Raw genomic sequence first — 16,715 nt, 5'->3', positions numbered from 1 at the left:
AAAGCTGGGCACTCAGATCATTGGAGAATATCCATAAGGAGAGGCTGACCGCCAGCAAAACCGTCTAGCCGAAAACGGCTTTGGAGCTTTGGATTTGGCCTAGATATAGGCATTGAGGCCTAACCAGTCTGCCCTGATACGTCGGGCGCCGCTCTTGGGTCGGGATCCTGCGCCTTTCCGGTGGCGGGCGATGCTTTCTGGCTGGGCATCGCGGTCAGGTATTCGACGATCGCCGTAATGTCCTTATCGGCGACAGGCGCTTTATAGACCTCGCGCATCTTGGTTACGGTCGCCTTCCACTGGTCCGCCGACAGCGCCGGCTGGGTCAGCGCCATGCTGGCCGAATGACAGGACGTGCAGTTGGCGTTGATGACGTCGGCGTGCGGCCCGTCCGGATACATCGCGTCGTCGATCGGCATCTCGATGCTGCTGGACGCGAGCGTGAAGCCGCCGCCCGAGACACTCGACGGGGGCGGCGGCGGCGACGTCTCCGATATCGCGACGGGCTGCTTGCGGCTGTTCGGCGCGCCGATCGAAACCAGCGCCACGATGGTCAAGCCAATCGCGCCGACGGCCAGCAGGCCGGGAGATGGTGCCTTCATAGTAGCGTTCTCCTCAGGCCGCGGTGATGGTGGTGGTTTCGATGTTGCCGCGCATGAACCCGCCCGGGTTCCAGATCGGTTGCATCGGCTGGGCGACCCCATCGGTATTCCAGCAGCGCACCATGATCGGGTTGGTGCCGCGTCTTAGCGGAACGCGCCCATCCCAGCGGCGGAAACTGTATTTGCCCTCGTCCGACCCAAGCGTGGTTTTATACCAGGTGTGGCCGCCGTCAGACGACACGTCGACCTTGGCGACACCGCAGTCGCCGCCCATCGCGATGCCGCCAACCGGGATCGACGCTTCATACGCGATCGCTTGCCCATCGGGCAGGCTGGTCATCCAGCTGCGCGGGATCATGCGGTTGATGGGCACGGTCGGGAAGTTCTTGGCGCCGGGCGCGACATTCGCACCGGGCGTCGCGGGAATCTTGTAGGCCTTCGCCATCCAATATTCGTCATCGGGACCGGGCAGCACCTCGATCGAATTGAGCATCTTGACCCAGTAAGTCGAGTACCAACCCGGCACGATCAGCCGACAGGGAAAGCCGTTGAGGAGCGGCAGCTGCTCGCCGTTCATGCCGAACGCGATCATCACCTCGCCATCACGGGCATGATCGATGTCCAGCGCCTTCTCGAAGTCGGGCGCTCCGGCGACGACCGGCTGATCGAGCGCGCCGAACCGCACCTGCACTGCTCCCGCTTTCACTCCGGCGATGTCGAGCACGTCGCGCAGCCGCACGCCCAGCCACTTGGCATTGCCCATCGCGCCGTTGCCCCATTGCGCCCCGGCGACGCGCGGCTGGAACAGACCGCGGCTGTTGCCCGAACACTGGTTGACCGCCGCCAGCTCGACGCGCGGGAGCCGCAACAGCTGCGCCAGGCTGATCGACAGCGGCCGGTTGACATGGCCGAAGACGTTGAGGCGGAAGCTCTCGACGTCGATCGAGGTCGGAATGTCGGCCCAATGCCAGCGCACGAAGAACTGGTCGTTGGGCGTGAACACGGACTTGTCGAACACGTCCATCGGCGTCTCGAGCAATGGCGGATGGATGCGCTGGAGGATCATCTGCCCCTTGCCGGGAAAGGCGCTGGTCATCGGCCGTTCCGAATTGCCGCCGGGCAGCCGCAAATCGACGAGTTGCTGCGCCAGTGCGGGGACGGCGGCGAGACCTGCGGTGCCGAGCGCGGCACGGCCGAGAAAGCGGCGGCGGCTGGTATCGGCGGCCAGCCTGCTGTCGAGCGTGTCCATAATATCTCCCTTGAGCTTCAGGCTGGCGGATCGCGGGCGGTTCGCCAAGTGATCGGACACGGACGTCCAATCGGGATTGCGGATCAGTTCGGGGTGGCGATACATGGCGAGACGAAGAGATTGCCCCGCCACGCGCCGGCCAGCGTCTTGGCACCGACTAGCAGCCACATCGCGGCGAGCGCCACCGTCAGCACCGTGCCGACGACACCGAAGAAACCGAGATTCAGCGTTGCGCCCAGCCGGAAGGTAGCGACGGTGTAGACGCCGAGCGGGAAGGTATAGCCCCACCAGCCCAGGTTGAACGGCACGCCTGCGCGCCAGTAGCGAATGGTGATGAGCGTCGCGAGCGCGAGCCACCACAGACCGAAGCCCCACAGGCAAAGCCCGGCGATGACGCCGATCCCCTGCGCGACGGTGCCGACATCGGCGAGGCCATGCTGCGCCAGGATCGCGGGCGCATCCGCCCCGAGCACCAGCATACCCAGCGCGCCGGTTCCTATCGGCCCCAGCGCCAGCCAAGATGAAGCAGCCATGCTTTCATGCGGCAGCTTGTGCAGCGCCATGCGCAGGATCAAAATGGCGAGGATGCCGAAGGCGACCGGCACCGAATAGGCCCACAGCACATAGGATGTCGCGAGCGTCACCAACTGCGCGTGGGAATCGGCCAGATGCGGCGCGAGCAGCCCGCCGCTGGCGCCGGCGACCTCGGCAGCGACAACCGGCAGCAGCCACACCGCGGTCATGCCGTCGAGGCTGTGCTCGTGCCGGGTGAACATCAGGTACGGGATCAGCACACCGCAGGCGAGCGACATGGCGACGTCGATCCACCACAGGACATGTGCGACGCCGACGATGCCGTCCCCGAACCGCGCGATGCCGAAAGCAAGACAGCCGTTGATGATCGTCGCCAGCCCCATCGGGATCGTGCCGATGAACATCGACACGGTGTTGTGCCCGAAGATGCGCCGCGCCTCGTGTCCGAACATCACCCAGCGGGCGGTGTAGAGGCCGCCGAACAGCGCGAAGAGCGCGATGTTGAAGAACCACAAAGCCTCGCCGACCGGCTTAAGCGAGGGGCCGATGTCCGGCACCTGCGGCAGCGCGAGGGCCAGGATGCCCGTGCCCATCGTTGCGGCGAACCAGTTGGGCGTGAACTGGCGGATCATCTCGCGCGGGTGATCGAGCCGGCTGAGCGGCTTGAGACCGGTCAGGACGGACCGCGTATCGTTGCTCACTTCGCCTGCTCCTTGATGAGATCGGTCAGCGCGTCGGCAGCGCGCGTGCGATAGCGCTCTTTGTGGCGCAGCGCGTGAAAGGGCCGGTCGGGCAGCCCGAGCGGCAGCTCGACCAGATCGCCGGCCTTCAGCGCGCGGGCGACCACCAGCCGCGACAAAGCGGCGACCCCGGCACCCGCTTCGACCGCGGTGCGGACGGCTTCGTTCGACGGCAGAGTCATCGCGATGCTCATCTGGGCCGGATCGAAGCCGCGCGTCCGCAGCGTCTCCTCGAAGGTCGAGCGGGTGCCCGATCCCTGCTCGCGGACGATCCAGCGGGTCTCACGTAGCCAGTCCTCGTCGACCCTGTCTGTATCGCCTTTACCGACCAATACCATCGTGTCGCGGCCGACGACCCAGTGCGCCAGCGCCGGCTCGTCCACCATGCCCTCGACGAAGCCGAGTTCGGCCGCGCCGCTCAGAACCTGCGCGGCAGCGCCTTCGGTGTTGTCGATGGCCAGTTCGACCGCGATCTGCGGGTGGCGCTCGTGAAACGCGGCGAGTTTGGGCGGCAGCCAATAGCTGGCGATCGTCTGGCTGGCGACGAGCTTGAGCGTCCCGCGCTCCAGCCCGCCGTATTCGGCCAGCATCATCTCGGCGTGCGCGGCACGGCCCAGCACCGCGCGCGCCTCGTCGAGAAACGCGGCGCCCGCCTCGGTCAATTGGATGCCGCGCCCGACGCGGTGGAACAGCGGCACGCCGTGGCGCGCCTCCAGCGCGGCAATCGCACCTGATGCGGCCGACTGGGTGACGTTCAGCGCCTCAGCCGCCCGCGTCACATGCTCGCGCTCGGCCACGCCGACGAATATTCTTAATTGCTCCAGCGTCATATTCAATCTCCTGACGCCGGTGCTACGCTTGACCAACCAATCTATCCAACGGTTTGATTAGTTCATTCCAATCGCATTTGATGATTGATTGCGGATCGCGACAACCGCTTTGTCGAGCGTAGCCCGGTCGATCGCGCCCGGGATGACCAGTTTGCCGATGACGATCCCCGGCGTCCCCTGCAGGCCGTAGGAACGTGCCAGAGCGTCGGTCTCGCGCAAGGTCGCATCGATCGCATCTTCCCGCACGTCGAGATCGCGGTGTAGGCGGTCCATATCCACCCCGGCCCGCGCCGCCGCCCGCGCCAGGTCGTTTGCGTTCATCTCCTCCGGCGCAGCCATCAGCGCATCGTGAAATGCCGCGTGGCGGCCCTGCATCGCGCTGGCAATCGCCCAGCGCGCCGCCTGTTCGGATTGCGCACCCAGCACCGGCCAGTCGCGATAGACTATGCGGACATTCGGGTTGTCGCGGCGGAAGCCGTCGAGCACCGCATGGAACGCGCGGCAATGCCCGCATCGGTAATCCGAAAAGACGCTGACGACGGTCACGGCGTCACGTGGGCCGGCGACCGGCACGTTCGCGTCGTACGAAGATGTTGCGGACGAGACGACCGCTTCGCCGCAAGCCGTCGTGAGTATCATCGCGCAGGCGGCCAGGGCTTGGGTCAGTGTAGGCATGGAGGTCGGCATAGACGCCGATCACGACGCGCGTCCAAGCGGGATCGACGATCGTTCCGATCGGCTTGCGTCACGTGCGACGCCCGCCTATCTTCGCGATCAACGGGGATGGAGTTCCCCCGCATAACCGCCGTCGTGGCTAATGACTCCTGCTTTTGCGCTTCATTGGCGCGGGCAGGACGTGCGCCTTCCCCGCCAGATCAGGGAAGGACCGAACGATGCTCCGTTTGCCAATAGCGCCCGCGCCATGCTGACGCTCCTCTACGTCGCGTTGGGTGGCGCGATCGGCACCATCGCCCGCTATGCCCTGAACCTCGCCATCACAACGCGGACGGGTGAGCTGTTCCCGTGGGGAACGCTGACGATCAACGTCGTCGGCTCGTTCGCGATCGGCCTTTTCGCCGCCCTGACCGGGCCGGGTGGGCGCGTCGCGGCGTCGACCGACGCGCGGCTGTTCGTGCTGGTCGGGCTGTGCGGCGGCTTCACCACCTTCTCGTCCTTCAGCCTCCAGACCCTCGCCCTGTTCGAGGCGGGCGAGCCACTGCGCGCCAGCGCCAACGTCGTCGCGTCCGTCACCTTGTGCCTGCTCGCGGTCTGGCTGGGATCGATCGCGCCCAATCTGATGAGGAGTTGAGACGATGCCACACCGCCTGCTTGCCGTGCTGACCGATCCGGCCACGACCATCGCCTGCCTCGATGCCGCCGCGCTGGCTGCGCCGGCGCTGCCCGGTTGCGCGATCGAGGCGCTTCACGTCGATGTCGATCCCGACCGCATCGTCGCCGCACCGGAGGAGATCGACTTCCAGCGCCTGCGCGATGCGCGCGAAGGGACCGCGACCGAGCGCGCCGAAGCCGTCCGCGCGGCGGTGGAGCGCTGGCAGCGCGATCATCCGGAGACACCAGTCGGATGGCGTTGCGAGGTCGGGCAGCAGGAGGAAATGGTGTCCGCCCGCAGCAAGAGCGCCGACCTGATCGTCCTGGCACGTGGACATGACATGGACAGTGGCGACGCGCTGCATGCGGCGATCTTCGGCACCGATGTGCCGGCGTTGTTGATGCCGCCAGCCGTTGCCGCGTCCAGCCTGTCGCACATCGCGATTGCCTGGAGCGGCAGCGATGCGTCCGGTCGCGCGGTTGCCGGCGCTATGCCGTGGCTGGCTCGTGCAGTGCGGGTGACCGTGATTGCAATCGGCGAGGGCAGCGACGCCGCGCGCGACCTTGCCGGCGATCTTGGACTGGGCGGCATTCATGCCGAGATCCATGCGGTCCCGCGCGGCGATGGCGAACTGGGTGCGCGGATCGTCGGAGAGGCGCACGCGGTCGGGGCCGATGCGCTCGTCGCCGGCGCCTATCGCCACAACGCGATGGTCGAATGGCTGCTGGGCGGGACAACCCGCCACCTGCTCTCCGCCGCCGATCTCCCGCTATTTCTCGCGCATTGAGCCGAGCCGGGTTGCCGCGGCGGACAGCGCTTTCCGGATCGCGGCGGCGACCGCCGGGCTGGTGCAGACGTTGGCCGGGCTGGGATGCGGCATGGTCAGGATCGCGACATCCGGTCGCGTGGCGGCGATGATCGGCGCGGCTTCGCGTGCGACGCGCCCCGCCAGCACAATGGTCGTCAGGTGCGGCAGCAAAGCGAGCAGGCTTGGCAGCGTTCCCAGCCCTTCGCGGATTTCGCCGCGGCGGAGCGGACGGTTGCGTGCGCCGGGTGCATGGACGACCCACGGCACGCAGTTCCACAACAGCATATCGCGCCGTGCGATACCGGCTTCGTCAAGAAACCGGGCGAGGTTGCGCTGTGTCCCGCCAGGGTTGTCGCGCGACACGAACCGGATCGACGCTTCGCCTGGCCCCGGCGTCTCCAGCAGGATCAGAAGCCGCGCGTTGGTCCCGCCATCATGTGGGTCGACATGGGGCACCTGCCGTTCACAGGCGAGATTGCTCCGCCAGTTTTCCAGCGGCGCGACGTGGGGAAGCGTGAGCAATGCCCGCCGATCTTCGGCATCCGGAACCATCGATCTCCTTTCCGGATCGAAATCACAGGAACGATCGGTTGGACCGATCCAAGGCTGGACGCCATCTTTCCTCCACGACGCCGCGCACTTCCGCGCTCCGCCGCACATGGAGTTACGATGATGGCGATGCCCGCTTCCCAAGTCGAGCACGAGATGCCGATGGTCGACCTGACCCCGCGCCCGATGCTGACGCTGGTCCATGACGCCGGCGATTATGATGCGATCGAGCGCACCGCACCCGGCGTCGCCTCGCGCGGCATGCATCCCGGCGCGCTGCTCGGCCTGGTCGGCCTCTACGCGGCGATGCTCGCCAGCTTCTGGACCTTCTTCGCCCGCGATACCGAGGCCGCGCTCGTCATCACGATGGTGACCGTGCTGATGATCGTCTATTTCGGCCTGATCGTTGGTGGGATCCTGGTCGCGGATACACCTGTCCCCGGCGAACCGCAGCGTAGTTTCGCGGCATTCCTCGCCGGTCCGGTCGAGACGCTGAACGACGTGATCACCGGGCGACAGGCGATCGTCCAGATCCTGTTCCTGCCGGCCTGCATGGTTGTGCTGGCAACGATCATCGGTATCATCGCCCGCATATCGCAGATGGGATGAGAGATGAGGGTCCGACGCACGCTGACTGCCGCCGCCCTGCTGCTTGTTGCAACCGGGGCGGCGGCACAGACCGAGGATTTCGCCGCCGTCATGGCTCGGGCGATGGAGCGGATGCATCACGCGATGATGGTTCCCGTCAGCGGCGATCCCGATCGCGACTTTGCGGCCATGATGATCCCGCATCATCAAGGCGCGATCGAGATGGCGGAAGCCGAACTGCGCTTCGGTAAGGACGAACGCCTACGGCGTCTGGCGCAGGGCATCATTGTGGAACAGCGGCAGGAGATCGCCGTCATGCAGGCGATCCTCGCGGAAAAAGGGAAAGCAAAATGAAGCAGGTTCTCATCGCGGCGCTGCTTGCCAGCATCGCCGTCCCCGCTGCCGCGCAGCAGGTGCCGAACGCGCAGCCCGATATGCCGGTATCGTCGCGCGACCGCTTCTATACCTCGGACCAGTTCTCGAACACCGTGTCGGTGATCGACCCGTCGACCAACACGATTATCGGCGTCATCAAGCTCGGCGACCTGACACCCGCCAATCTCAGCCCGCTCTACAAGGGGCAGTTGCTGGTCCACGGCATGGGCTTCTCGCCAGACCGACGCACGTTGGCGGTCGTGTCGATCGGTTCCAACTCTGTGACCTTCATCGATACCGCGACCAACGCGGTGAAGCATACCGCGTATGTCGGGCGCAGCCCACACGAGGCATTTTTCCGCCCCGATGGCCGCGAAGTGTGGGTCAGCGTGCGCGGTGAGGATTACGTCCAGGTGCTCGATGGCCGCACCTACCAGCCGACCACGCGCATTGCCGTGCCCAACGGCCCCGGCATGACGATCTTCTCGCCCGATGGGAAATACGGCTACGTCTGCTCCAGCTTCTCGCCGGAGACCGTCGTGATCGACACCGCCTCCAAGAAGATCGTCGGCCGCGTGAAGCAGGAAAGCCCGTTCTGCCCCGACATCGCCGCGACGCCTGACGGGAAGCAGGTCTGGCTGACGCTGAAGGACGTCGGCAAGGTCATGGTGTTCGACGCGAAGCCGCCTTTCGGCGTGCTGAAGACGATCGACACCGGCGCGATCACCAACCACGTCAACATCGCCCGCACGCCGCGCGGCCAATTCGCCTATGTGACGGTCGGCACCGAGAATGTCGTGAAGGTGTTCCGCACCGATACTTTCGCGCAGGTGGCGAGCGTGCCCGTGGGCGCGCTGCCCCACGGCCTGTGGCCGTCAGGCGACGGCAGCCGCATGTACGTGGGGCTGGAGAACGCGGATGCCGTGGCGGCGATCGACACCGCCACCAACCGGGTCAGCGCCACCATCCCGATCGGCCAGGGGCCGCAGGGCGTCGCCTATGTGCCGGGCGCGGTGCCGTCGGGCGACGGCAGGGCCAATCTCGTCCCGCTCGACAAGGCTGGCGCGAAGGTCCAGCTGGCCCTGTCGGGAACAGGCACCAGCCAGGTCACGCTGTTCGATCAGGGACAGGTCCAGATCCTGCAGGCAGCTGTCGCCGGTCTGCCGCCGAAGATGCCGTTCACGCTCGCGCTTTCTGCCAATGCCGACGGGAAGGGCGCAGTCGAGCCGCTTGCCAAGTTCATGACCAATCCGGCCGGAGCGGCGATCGTCAATGCCGTCGGGCCGATCCGTCAGATCGTTGCCGATACGACACCGGGACAGCGGCGCTACCTCGTCATCCGGGCAGGCGAACCCGACGCCCGTGGGCCAGTCGTCCAGAAGCAGGTCGTCAAGGATTGATGGTCGCGGTCGAAGTCCGTCGGTGGCACATGACGAGGTCATCATTGCCTACTGCCACTGGCCGCCATTGGCGGATTGGCGATCCATCTCATTCGGAGCCGTCGTGAAGCTAGAGCAGTGGGCTGACGAGGCGCGCGAGGTTTTCGAATAGACGGATAGCTCTGGAACGGCGGTTCCATGCGTCCAGGGTAAGACGCTCGCTGCGATCGATATAGGCCTGCTGGATCGCGGCCAGTCTGGCAGCTGTGTCGGGATCGTGGAGGATGAGGCTGATTTCGGCGTTGAGCATGAACGAACGGACGTCGGCGTTGCTCGAACCGATCACGCCGATCGCGTCGTCGATCGAGACATTCTTGGCGTGGAGCAGACGGTCGCGATACCGGTGCAGCTGCACCCCGGCTTCCAGAAGTTCCTGATAATAGGACCGCTGCGCGAGGCTGACGAGCCGCTGGTCCACGACCTGCGACACGATGAGGTCGATGGTGACGCCACGCGCCGCTGCATTCTTGATGGCGGTCAGCAGCGCCTGGTCGGGGATCAGATAGGGCGAGACGATCACGACCCGCCGCGCTGCGTCATGCACCAGCTCGACCAGCAGCCGCTCGAACCCGGGCGCCCCGAAATCGGGGCCGCTGGGCATCGCCTGAAGGACGATGTTGCCCGCGCCAGCGGGGATGGCCACCGGCGCGATCGGCTGCTCGGTTTCCATATACCAGTCGCTGGCAAAGACCGCGTCTAGCGCGGCGACGACCGGCCCCGCGACCCGCGCAACCAGCTCGTCGTTGACGATGCCGGGCTTGAAATCGCGATCTACGATATTCTGCGATCCCACGAAGCCCAATCGCCCGTCGATCAGGCACAGCTTCCGGTGGTTCCGCAGATCGCTCCGTGTGCGGCGCAACCCTGCGAAGCGGACCGGCAGGGCCAGCCGCGCATCGACGCCTAGACGGGACAGCAGAGGCAGGCTTCGCCTGTTCCACGGTCGGGACCCGAGCGCGTCGATGAGCACCCGCACGTCGACACCCCGCGCTTTCGCCCTGCCGAGCGCCTGTGCGACCCTCGTGCCGGTGGCATCGTCGGCGAAGATGTAGGTCAGCAGATGAACGCGCGTTTCCGCGATGTCGATCGCGGCCACCATTGCGTCGATCGTGCCGTCATAATCGGTCAGCAGGCTGACGGTATTGTCATCGCACGCCGGGAAACCGCCCAGATGATGCGCGAGGCGCTGGATGTCGGTGCCTTGTCCACCGCTGTGCAGTATGGCCGCAGTCCGATGGCGTTCCGCGGCCGTCTGTTCGAACCGCTCGCGCCGCCATGCCGGGAAGCCCGCTCGCCCGATCATCCGGTACAGGATCAGCGCGGGCACCGGTAGAAACAGGACCAGCAACAGCCAGCTCCTCGCGGCCTCGGGCGGGCGTCGCAGGGGGATGACCACCACCATCACCAGGCGGATCACCCATTCGAGCAGGAGATAGGCCAGCGCCAGGTTCGAAGCGGACAGCATCCTCCCGTTATCTCATGGTGCTCGACCTCAGGATAGGACGATCAGGCGACCATGCGGCTTCGTCCGCCGATCATGCAGAGGGCTGGCAGCAGCAACAGGACCAGCGGCACGGCAGCGACCAGCCCGAAGATCACCGCCGTCGCCAGCGGCTGTTGCAGGCCCGCGCCGCGGCTGAGGCCGAGCGCGAGCGGACTGAGCGTCAGCACGGCGATGATCGCCGACATCAGGATCGGGCGCAGGCGCTTCTCGCCCGCCTCCAGCGCCGCCGCCACGTCGAACGGTCGGGTCGTGTCGATCTCTGCGAGGTAGAAGATGATGAGTTCGGTCACCATGCCGACGATCATGGTCAGGCCCATCAGCGCCGAAATGTCGAGTTCGATCCCGGTCAGCCACAGCCCGATCAGCACCGAGGCCGCCGACAGCACAACGGTAGCGAGCGCCGCCAGCGTCCACGCCATCCGCCCGAAAAGGATCGTCAGCAGCAATCCGGCCAGCAGCAGCGCCGCCGCGAAGACCATCGCAAGATCGGCGAAGCTCTGGCGCTGCTCGGCATAAAGGCCGCCGTAATCGACCCGCACCGATGCCGGCAGCGACAGACCAGCCACGCGGGCCTGCACGTCTCGCATCGCCGAGCCGAGGTCGCGCCCTTCCAGCCGCGCCGTCACCGCGATGAAGGGCGACAGGTCTTCGCGCGTCAACTGCTTCTGCCCGGCCGCGATCGTCACCCGCGCCACCTGCGAGAGCCGGACGAGATGACCGTCCGGCGCGGCCAGCGGCAGAGCCGCCAGCTGGGCCACGCGCGCGTCGAGCGTCGCTGGGCCGCGCACGCGCACGCCGACGAGCTGCGGGCCGATGCGGACGCTCGTTGGGAGCTGACCACCGATCCATCCCTGCACCTGGTCGGCGATCGCCTGCGGATCCAGCCCCTGCTGCCGGGCCGCTGGAGGGTCGACGGTGACGGCGATTCCGTCACCGGCGACGCGCAGGCCGTCGATCACCTCGACCACGCCCGGTATCGCGCCGAGCGTCTTCGCGACCTGTCCGGCGACGTGTTCCAGCTCGGCTGGATCGTCGCCGAACAGCTTGACCTCGATCGGTTGCGGCACGGCGGTCAGGTCGCCGATCAGATCCTCCATCAGCTGCGCGGTCTCGACCTGCACGCCGGGCACCCGCGCGGCGAGCCGCTGGCGCAGGTCGGTCATCACCGCTTCGATGCCGCGTCGCCGCCCGCCCTTCAGCCGGATGAAATAGTCGCCCTCGTCCACTTCGGAGATGCCGCCCCCGAGCTGCGCGCCCAGCCGGCGCGAATAGCTCGCCACTTCGGGCGTCGTCAGGATCTCGCGTTCGACCTGCTTGAGCAGCCCGTCGGTGTCGTCGATCGCGGCACCCGGCTGGACCTTGTAGTCGAGGATGAAGCCGCCCTCGTCCATCTTCGGCATGAAGCCCGACGGGACATGCGTCCAGGCGACATAGCCGGCGACCGCCAGCACGATGCCGACGATCGCCGCCGATAGCTCAGGACGCGACAGCATCGGCCGCGCCGCTCGGGTATAGCCCGACGCCAGCCGGTCCATCATCCGTCCGGCCCGGTCGGCCGCCTCGGCATCCGAAGGCCGCAGCCAGCGCGCCGCCGCTAGCGGAATGGCGATGCGCGTGCAGAGCAGCGACAGCGCGAGCGCGGCGACCATCGTCACGGCGAGCGACTTGAAGAAGCCGCCGGTCACCCCACTGACGAAAGCAAGCGGCAGGAACACGACGATGGTCGCCAGCGTGGAGCCGTAGAGCGGCCGCGCGACCTCGCCCGCCGCCGTCAGGACGCCCTCGGCACCGCGCGCCGCGCCCTCCTGCATCCGTCGCATGACATGCTCCAGCATCACGACGGCATCGTCGACCACCAGCCCGACGGCGGCGGCCATGCCGCCCAGCGTCATCATGTTAAAGCCGAGACCCGCGACCTTGAGGACCAGGCAGGTCGCTGCGAGCACGACGGGCAGCATCAGTCCGGTAATCAGCATCAGCCGCCCCGAACGCAGGAACAGGAACAGGACGAGGCCCGCGAGCAGCGCGCCGAGCAGGATCGCGTCGCGGACGGCATCCGCCGCGCCGGTGACGAGTTCGCTCTGGTCGTAGAACGGCGTTGCGACGACACTGGGCGGCAGGCCGGCGGCGCGCAACCGCGCGTCGACTGCCCTGACGATCGCCACCGTGTCGCCGTTCAGCGCCTGCCGGACGTTGACCAGCACCGCCGGGTGCCCACCCGCCGTGATACGGGTATAGTCGGGTTCCACCGAGGGCGAGATGGTGGCGATGTCGCCGAGCCTGACAACTCCGGCGCTGGTTGTGCTTCCCGCCTTGACCGGCACGTCGGCAAGCGCCTTCGCCCCGGTTACCCGCGCCTCGACGAGCACGAGATAGAGGCGGTGGCGATCCTCGATCCGGCCGGCACCCTGGACCACGTTGGCTTTCGCCAGCGCTGCCGAGACATCGGCGATCGACAGGCCCAGTGCCGACAGGCGCGCCGGATCGACCGCGACCGAGAATTCCGGCGCGGTGCCGCCGAGCAGGTCCACGCCCGCGACGCCCGCCACGGAGCTGAGCGCGGGACGAACCTTCAGCTCCGCGATCTGGCGCAACGCGCGTTGATCGAGAGTCGCGGAGGTCAGCGCGATGCCGAGGACCGGAAAGATGGTCGGATCCGAGCGTCGCACCGTGAAGCGCGTGGCGGGCGGCAGGTCGGGCAGGATCGTGGCCAGTGCGCCTTGGGTGGCGAGCGTCGCCGAGGCCATATCGTCGCCCCAGGCAAAAGAGAGCGCGACTTCCGCCGTTCCGCGACTGGTGGTCGAACGGATCCGCGTCACGCCGGGCACGCCGCGCAGCGCGATCTCGATCGGGCGGGTGATCTCCGCCTCCATCTGGGCCGCATCGCGCTCGCCCGCGTCGATCGCGATCGTGATGCGAGGATAGTCGATGTGCGGAAACAGCGCGACCGGCAGCCGCGTCGCCGCGATCACGCCGCCGATCGCGATCAGGACCAGCGCCAGCCAGATCGCGGCAGCGTGGCGCGAGAACGCTGGAGACGGGCCTCGGCCACTCATCGCGTCCGCACCCGCATCCCGTCCTCGACGCCGGTGCCGCCGCGCACGACGACACGCTCGCCCGCGCGGATGCCGCGGCCGACCGCGACCCGATCCCCGTTCTGATCGCCCAGCACCAGATCGCGCCGATGGGCGATGCCGCCAGCGACGACATAGGCGAAGGGTTGGCCGGCATCGTCGAGCACGGCCGCATAGGGGATGATGATTCCGGTCGTGCCGCCCGAAGCAGAGGCGAGGTCCGCGGTGACCGGCACGCCCGCCGCGATGCCCGTTGGCAGATCGACGAACAGCGCCGCCATGCGGGTCTGCGGATCGACCGTGGGATCGACGCTGGCGACAGTGCCCGCGATCATGCCGTCCGGTCCCTTCACGCTCAGCGGCTGGCCGGGACGGACGGCGCGGGCGGCGTCGGGCGTGATCCCGAATCGTGCCCGCGTCGGACCGATCGGCGACAGGGACAGGATCGAGGTGCCGGCTACCACCAGCGCACCGGGACTGGCGTTGACGGCCTGCACGAAGCCGGGCCGCGGCGCGCGCAACACCAGTCCGTTCAATCGCGTGGTCACGCTCGCCCTGGTCGCGGCGGCGGTGCGCGCCGCGGCACGTGCCGCCTCGACATCGGCGTCGGACGCAAGGCCGTCGGCGCGAAGCCGTTGCGCACGCGCCAGCGCGGCGGTCGCCGTCGCCGCATCGGCGGACGCGCGGGCGAGGTCCGCCTGCGCGACCGGGCTGGCGACCAGCCGCGCGACCGGCTGCCCCGCCGACACCCGCGTTCCGACCGGTGTCAGGATCGCGGCCACGCTGGCTTCGAGCGGTGCGGGCAGGTCGATGCGCTGCCCGGTCCCGGCCTCCACCGCGCCGTAGAGCGCCTCACCGCCGCGCACGCTCCCCACCTCCGCGCGCGCCAGACCGACCAGTGCACTGGGCGCAGGCGCGGCCGGTTCTGTCGCGGTGCCACACCCCGCCAGCAGGGCGGCGGTCGCCGTGACCAGCATCGCTCTCACCGGGACCATCCGCTCGCGGGGGTGCCGGTCAACAACTCCAGGGCCACGGCCTGTTCCTTCCAGTCCTGTTCGGCCTGCACGGCCACCAGTTCACGATCGCGCAGCGCCTGCGCCGCCGTCTCCGCCGTCGCGCGCGGGATGTCGCCGCGCGCAGCGGCCCGTGCCGAGGCGTCGGCGAAGCGGCGGAGCGCGGGCAGGTCCGCCTGCGCGCTGCCCAACTGGCGGCGCGCGATGCCGATACCGGCCACCGCTGCGGCGATCTGCGCACGGGTCTGGAACAGGCGAGCCTCATATTCCGCCGCCAGCGCGGCGCGGGTCGATTGCTCGACCGCGATGCCGCCGCGATTGCGGTTCCACAGTGGCAGGTTGAATGCGATCGCTGGCCCAAGCAGCGTGTTGCCGGCGGAATCGCGCGCGCCGTTCACCGTCAGCGACAGCGACGGAAACTGATCGAGGATCGCCTTGCGCACTGCCGCTTCCTGCGCATCGTAGCCCGCGTGCAGTGCCTGGAGATCGGCGCGTTGCGCCAAGGCGACCGCGACCAGCCGGTCGACGTCGAGGATATTGGGCGGCGTCGATGTCGTAGCGAGTGTCAGCGTCGTCGCCGGCGACAGCCCGAGCAGGCGCGTCAGCTCGAACCGGGCGGCGGCGAAGTCACGCTCCGCCGTGCGCAGTCGGGCGAGCGCATCGGCCGCACCGACCTGCGATGCCTGCACTGTCGATCCGGCGACATCGCCTCGCCCTGCGGCCCGCATAGTGCGATCGAGCAAGGATCGCGCCGTGTCCGCCGATGCGCGGGCAAGGCCCAGCGCGCGTTCGAGCGACAGGATACGGATCGCCTGGATGCGGGCCTGCCCGGCCGTCTGCCACTCACTCCAGGCAAGGTCGAGGCGGACCTGGCGTCCCTGCGCCTCGGCCTGCGCCAGGCGGACGCCGCGCGTTCGCAGTGCCGCCAGATCAAACCCGAGCGCGCCTGCAAGGTCGAGCAACGGGTCCGGCCCGGCGATCACCGTGTTCGCACCGATCGAAAAGCTCGGGTCGGGCAGGAGCCGCGCGGCGAAGGCCTGCGCATCGGAGACGCCCGCGCGGGCGCGTAACGCTTTCAGGTCTGGGTTCGCGATCACCGCCAGCACCGCGATCGCGTTGGCGTCGAGCGGTTTGGAAAGGTCGATCGCGACCGGCGACAGCCACGGCCGGTCGATCGCCAGACCGTCGCGCGCCAGTGCAGCGGCGGTCACGGGAGGTGCCGGCCGATCCGCTAACGGCGCCGGCGCATAGGTCGCGCAGCCCGTCAGGACGGTGGCGAGCAGCAGGGCGACCGGCCGCCTCATGTGACCGGTGCGCCGTAGCAGAGTGGAATGCTCCGGTCGGACAGACCACGGGGATCCTCGGGCCTGCGGCCCTCGCCGGTCAGCGGCACGAACATCGCCGGACCGAGTGAGCACGTATAGACACCCCCGTCCGCCCGCTTCGTCAGGGTCAGGATCTGCTCGATCGGCCAGCGCGGGCCGATCGGCATGACGAGACGCCCGCCGGGGCGCAGCTGGGCAAGCAGCGGTGCCGGCACCTCCGTCGCACCGGCGGTGACGATCACGGCGTCGAACGGTGCGCGCTCCGGCCAGCCCACGAAGCCGTCGCCGGCGCGCACTGTTACGCCACCGATCCGCAGTCGCGCCAGCGTCGCGCGCGCCCGGTCAGCCAGCTGGGGAACGATCTCGATCGTCGCCACGCGCGCGCCCAGCCGCGACAGCACCGCCGCCTGATAGCCCGAGCCGGTGCCGATCTCGAGCACGTTCGATCCGGATCCGATCCGCGCGGCCGCCGTCATGACCGCGACGATGTGCGGATCGGAGATCGTCTGGTCCCACCCGATCTGGAGCGGCGTTCCAACATAGGCCAGACGCCGCGCCGCGTGTGGCACGAACGCCTCACGCGGCAGCGATGCCACCACCGCCAGCGCACGGACGAACCAAGGGTCGGCGGCGAGGCGCGGAGCGGTCGCGACGTCGCGCCGGATCGTCGCGATCATCGCCGCACGCTGCGTCTGCATTCCGGATGCGCAACTGGTCAGGACGATCGCGATGGCGACCAGGGGTAAGCGCTTCAT

The 16,715-nt window shown here is 68.1% G+C and carries 16 protein-coding genes and 1 riboswitch; of the genes, 5 read left to right on the top strand and 11 right to left on the bottom strand.

What is annotated here, in order from left to right:
• Positions 1–119: 119 nt before the first annotated feature.
• The 5 genes from M9980_RS09900 to M9980_RS09880 form a co-directional block, all read right to left on the bottom strand.
• Positions 120–602: a c-type cytochrome gene (locus M9980_RS09900; protein ID WP_250750024.1), complete on the bottom strand. Its 483-nt coding sequence runs from the start codon at positions 600–602 to the stop codon at positions 120–122.
• 13 nt (positions 603–615) lie between these two features.
• A complete protein-coding gene (locus tag M9980_RS09895) occupies positions 616–1,851 on the bottom strand; it encodes a molybdopterin-dependent oxidoreductase (RefSeq protein ID WP_250754872.1) in 1,236 nt (411 codons plus the stop codon).
• 83 nt (positions 1,852–1,934) lie between these two features.
• Positions 1,935–3,086 carry a TDT family transporter gene (locus M9980_RS09890; RefSeq protein WP_250750021.1) on the bottom strand — a complete coding sequence of 384 codons (1,152 nt, stop codon included), beginning with the start codon at positions 3,084–3,086 and terminating at the stop codon, positions 1,935–1,937.
• Complete coding sequence (locus M9980_RS09885; protein ID WP_250750018.1) at positions 3,083–3,955, bottom strand: LysR substrate-binding domain-containing protein; 873 nt, start codon at positions 3,953–3,955, stop codon at positions 3,083–3,085. Before M9980_RS09885 ends, M9980_RS09890 begins: the two co-directional genes overlap by 4 nt.
• Before the next feature lie 57 nt (positions 3,956–4,012).
• On the bottom strand, positions 4,013–4,642 hold the full coding sequence (locus M9980_RS09880) for a DsbA family protein (RefSeq protein WP_250750016.1): 630 nt from the start codon (positions 4,640–4,642) through the stop codon (positions 4,013–4,015).
• 83 nt (positions 4,643–4,725) lie between these two features.
• Positions 4,726–4,789: riboswitch (Fluoride riboswitch) on the top strand.
• A gap of 88 nt (positions 4,790–4,877) precedes the next feature.
• On the opposite strand from M9980_RS09880, the gene crcB reads away from it, so the two are divergent.
• Both crcB and M9980_RS09870 read left to right on the top strand, forming a co-directional pair.
• Positions 4,878–5,264, top strand: coding sequence for a fluoride efflux transporter CrcB (gene crcB, locus M9980_RS09875; RefSeq protein ID WP_250750015.1), 387 nt, complete (start codon positions 4,878–4,880; stop codon positions 5,262–5,264).
• Between the two features lie 4 nt (positions 5,265–5,268).
• Entirely contained in the window at positions 5,269–6,072 is an 804-nt protein-coding gene (locus M9980_RS09870) for a universal stress protein (RefSeq protein ID WP_250750013.1), read from the top strand.
• On the opposite strand, the gene M9980_RS09865 is transcribed toward M9980_RS09870, so the two are convergent.
• Positions 6,055–6,753 carry a uracil-DNA glycosylase gene (locus M9980_RS09865; RefSeq protein ID WP_250750011.1) on the bottom strand — a complete coding sequence of 233 codons (699 nt, stop codon included), beginning with the start codon at positions 6,751–6,753 and terminating at the stop codon, positions 6,055–6,057. The two genes, M9980_RS09870 and M9980_RS09865, sit on opposite strands and share 18 nt — an antisense overlap.
• Positions 6,754–6,762: 9 nt before the next feature.
• Between M9980_RS09865 and M9980_RS09860 the strand changes: the two genes are divergently transcribed.
• From M9980_RS09860 to M9980_RS09850, 3 genes are read left to right on the top strand one after another with little or no spacing between them, the layout of a single operon-like run.
• Positions 6,763–7,251: a hypothetical protein gene (locus M9980_RS09860; RefSeq protein ID WP_250750009.1), complete on the top strand. Its 489-nt coding sequence runs from the start codon at positions 6,763–6,765 to the stop codon at positions 7,249–7,251.
• Between the two features lie 3 nt (positions 7,252–7,254).
• Complete coding sequence (copM, locus tag M9980_RS09855) at positions 7,255–7,584, top strand: CopM family metallochaperone (RefSeq protein WP_250750008.1); 330 nt, start codon at positions 7,255–7,257, stop codon at positions 7,582–7,584.
• Positions 7,581–9,005: a YncE family protein gene (locus M9980_RS09850; protein WP_250750006.1), complete on the top strand. Its 1,425-nt coding sequence runs from the start codon at positions 7,581–7,583 to the stop codon at positions 9,003–9,005. Before copM ends, M9980_RS09850 begins: the two co-directional genes overlap by 4 nt.
• Before the next feature lie 109 nt (positions 9,006–9,114).
• On the opposite strand, the gene cls is transcribed toward M9980_RS09850, so the two are convergent.
• From cls to M9980_RS09825, 5 genes are read right to left on the bottom strand one after another with little or no spacing between them, the layout of a single operon-like run.
• Complete coding sequence (gene cls / locus M9980_RS09845; protein WP_250750004.1) at positions 9,115–10,509, bottom strand: cardiolipin synthase; 1,395 nt, start codon at positions 10,507–10,509, stop codon at positions 9,115–9,117.
• A gap of 41 nt (positions 10,510–10,550) precedes the next feature.
• Entirely contained in the window at positions 10,551–13,604 is a 3,054-nt protein-coding gene (locus M9980_RS09840; RefSeq protein WP_250750003.1) for an efflux RND transporter permease subunit, read from the bottom strand.
• On the bottom strand, positions 13,601–14,599 hold the full coding sequence (locus M9980_RS09835) for an efflux RND transporter periplasmic adaptor subunit (RefSeq protein WP_250754871.1): 999 nt from the start codon (positions 14,597–14,599) through the stop codon (positions 13,601–13,603). Before M9980_RS09835 ends, M9980_RS09840 begins: the two co-directional genes overlap by 4 nt.
• 5 nt (positions 14,600–14,604) lie before the next feature.
• Positions 14,605–15,939, bottom strand: a complete 1,335-nt coding sequence (locus M9980_RS09830; RefSeq protein WP_250750000.1) for a TolC family protein — start codon at positions 15,937–15,939, stop codon at positions 14,605–14,607.
• Positions 15,936–16,715 (bottom strand): protein-L-isoaspartate(D-aspartate) O-methyltransferase, encoded by a 780-nt coding sequence (locus M9980_RS09825; RefSeq protein WP_250749997.1) that lies wholly within the window; start codon positions 16,713–16,715, stop codon positions 15,936–15,938. Before M9980_RS09825 ends, M9980_RS09830 begins: the two co-directional genes overlap by 4 nt.

The sequence above is a fragment of the Sphingomonas donggukensis genome (genome assembly GCF_023674425.1).
Classification (GTDB): domain Bacteria; phylum Pseudomonadota; class Alphaproteobacteria; order Sphingomonadales; family Sphingomonadaceae; genus Sphingomonas; species Sphingomonas donggukensis.
The sequence above is the reverse complement of the archived record's forward strand: the minus strand, read 5'-3'. Positions and strand labels throughout refer to the sequence as shown.

Coding starts and splice junctions, on each gene's coding strand:
- M9980_RS09895 (WP_250754872.1), bottom strand. CDS start 1,851: ATGGACACGCTCGACAGCAGGCTGGCCGCCGATACCAGCCGCCGCCGC.
- M9980_RS09840 (WP_250750003.1), bottom strand. CDS start 13,604: ATGAGTGGCCGAGGCCCGTCTCCAGCGTTCTCGCGCCACGCTGCCGCG.
- cls (WP_250750004.1), bottom strand. CDS start 10,509: ATGCTGTCCGCTTCGAACCTGGCGCTGGCCTATCTCCTGCTCGAATGG.
- M9980_RS09860 (WP_250750009.1), top strand. CDS start 6,763: ATGATGGCGATGCCCGCTTCCCAAGTCGAGCACGAGATGCCGATGGTC.
- M9980_RS09885 (WP_250750018.1), bottom strand. CDS start 3,955: ATGACGCTGGAGCAATTAAGAATATTCGTCGGCGTGGCCGAGCGCGAG.
- M9980_RS09865 (WP_250750011.1), bottom strand. CDS start 6,753: ATGTGCGGCGGAGCGCGGAAGTGCGCGGCGTCGTGGAGGAAAGATGGC.
- M9980_RS09830 (WP_250750000.1), bottom strand. CDS start 15,939: ATGAGGCGGCCGGTCGCCCTGCTGCTCGCCACCGTCCTGACGGGCTGC.
- crcB (WP_250750015.1), top strand. CDS start 4,878: ATGCTGACGCTCCTCTACGTCGCGTTGGGTGGCGCGATCGGCACCATC.
- M9980_RS09880 (WP_250750016.1), bottom strand. CDS start 4,642: ATGCCGACCTCCATGCCTACACTGACCCAAGCCCTGGCCGCCTGCGCG.
- M9980_RS09825 (WP_250749997.1), bottom strand. CDS start 16,715: ATGAAGCGCTTACCCCTGGTCGCCATCGCGATCGTCCTGACCAGTTGC.
- M9980_RS09900 (WP_250750024.1), bottom strand. CDS start 602: ATGAAGGCACCATCTCCCGGCCTGCTGGCCGTCGGCGCGATTGGCTTG.
- M9980_RS09835 (WP_250754871.1), bottom strand. CDS start 14,599: ATGCTGGTCACGGCGACCGCCGCCCTGCTGGCGGGGTGTGGCACCGCG.
- M9980_RS09850 (WP_250750006.1), top strand. CDS start 7,581: ATGAAGCAGGTTCTCATCGCGGCGCTGCTTGCCAGCATCGCCGTCCCC.
- copM (WP_250750008.1), top strand. CDS start 7,255: ATGAGGGTCCGACGCACGCTGACTGCCGCCGCCCTGCTGCTTGTTGCA.
- M9980_RS09870 (WP_250750013.1), top strand. CDS start 5,269: ATGCCACACCGCCTGCTTGCCGTGCTGACCGATCCGGCCACGACCATC.